The 1,547-nt window shown below is 72.9% G+C and carries 1 protein-coding gene; it reads right to left on the bottom strand.

The annotated features are described in order from the left end of the window. Window positions 1-139 precede the first annotated feature (139 nt). Window positions 140-1,102 carry a Bug family tripartite tricarboxylate transporter substrate binding protein gene (locus HW577_RS24820; protein ID WP_198378762.1) on the bottom strand — a complete coding sequence of 321 codons (963 nt, stop codon included), beginning with the start codon at window positions 1,100-1,102 and terminating at the stop codon, window positions 140-142. Between the last annotated feature and the right edge of the window lie 445 nt (window positions 1,103-1,547).

The following is a 1,547-nucleotide window of genomic DNA, read 5'->3' as shown; positions in this document are numbered from 1 at the left end:
CTTCCGGTCTTCTCGAGCATCAGGTCCGGTGACGCCACCAGGTCCACGTCGTAGCGGCGGACATGCAGGGTGCGGATCTCGGTCCCGGCCCGGCCGGCGGCCTCCCTCGCGACCCCGCCAGCCTCCCCGCGGCGCTTCGTCAGCCCTGCGCGGCGCGGACCACCGGCGCCCAGCGCGTGGCTTCGCGCATGACGAAGGTGGTGATCTCGGCGGGGCTCGGGTCGCCCAGCGAAACCATGCCGATCGCAGCCCAGCGTTCCCGCGCCGCGGGTTCCGCCATGGCGGCGGCGAGATGCGTGCGCAACCGGCCCACGATCTCGGCCGAGAGACCCGCCGGCCCGGCCAGCAGGAACCAGTTGGACGCGACGGAGCCCGGGAAGCCGGCCTCGACGATGGTCGGCACGTTCGGCACCGATCCGATGCGCTGTTCGCTCGTCACGGCAAGGCCGCGGATGGAGCCGCCCTGCACGCCGCCGGTATGTGCGCCGACCGTGTTCCACAGCGAGGTGGTATTGCCGCCGATGATCGACTGCTCGGCATCCGACGCGCCGCGGAAGGGGACGTGCAGCATCTCGACCCCCGCTTCGCGCGCCCAGAGCATGCCCGCGAGGTGCCCGACCGAGCCGACGCCGGAGGAGCCGAAGGACACGGCATCGGCGCGCGCGGCCGCGGCGGCGCGATACTCCGCCATGGTGCGGATCGGCCCGTCGCCCTTGACCGCGCACAGGATCGGCGCCCCGCCGAACATGGTGATGTAGGAGAAGGAGCGTTCGGCATTGTAGGCCGGCGGCGGCGTCATGCTGATCGAGACGGCGAGCGGGCCGGTGTTGGTCACGAGCAGCGTGTAGCCGTCCGGCGCCGCCGCGGCGGCGGCCGCGGTGCCCACCGCGCCGCCGGCACCGGGCCGGTTCTCGACCACGAAGGGCTGTCCGAAGGCGCGCTCCATCCCCGCCGCCAGATAGCGCATCACGATATCGGAGGTGCCCCCGGGCGCGTAGGGGTTGATGATGCGCACCGGCCGGTTGGGCCAGGCGCCCTGGGCGTGGAGGGCGGGCGCGGCGAGCAGCGCGGGGGTGGCGAGGAGAAGGCGACGACGCAGCATGGACTGCCCTTTCAGATGGCAGGTCGCCGGGCAGGATGCCGCATCGCCGGGCAGGCCGGACGTGGCGGCGGGCCCGCGCGGGTCCCGTCGCGCTGGCTTCGCAAGCGCCATGCCGGTGCCAGGGCTGGCGGCGCTGCGCCGACAGCGGCATCCGATCGCTCCGACCCTTCATGCAGCAGGACATCCGTCCGAGAGGACGGATGGCGCCCCTCAGTACGATCCGATCAAACTGAATCAGTGCGATCGGATTTCGCGCTGGAGATGTCTTCTGGAGCAAGAAATCCGATCAGCCCTTTCCGGCCGATCGGATATTGCTCTAGCGCCGCTGAGTCGTCGTCTGGCGGGGCACCGGGGCCGGCAGAGTCCCGCGGCTGCCCTGCTCGATCCGCGGCGCGGCGCGGGCGACGGTCCGCTGCGCGGGGCGCGATGCGGCCGGGCGCGCGGG

It is taken from the genome of Neoroseomonas rubea, from assembly GCF_016106015.1.
Taxonomy (GTDB): domain Bacteria; phylum Pseudomonadota; class Alphaproteobacteria; order Acetobacterales; family Acetobacteraceae; genus Neoroseomonas; species Neoroseomonas rubea.
Note: the sequence above shows the minus strand (reverse complement) of the source record. Positions and strands in the feature narration are given on the sequence as shown.

What these genes read in the sequence shown, in the direction of transcription:
- HW577_RS24820 (WP_198378762.1), bottom strand. Translation starts at nt 1,102, where the DNA reads ATGCTGCGTCGTCGCCTTCTCCTCGCCACCCCCGCGCTGCTCGCCGCG.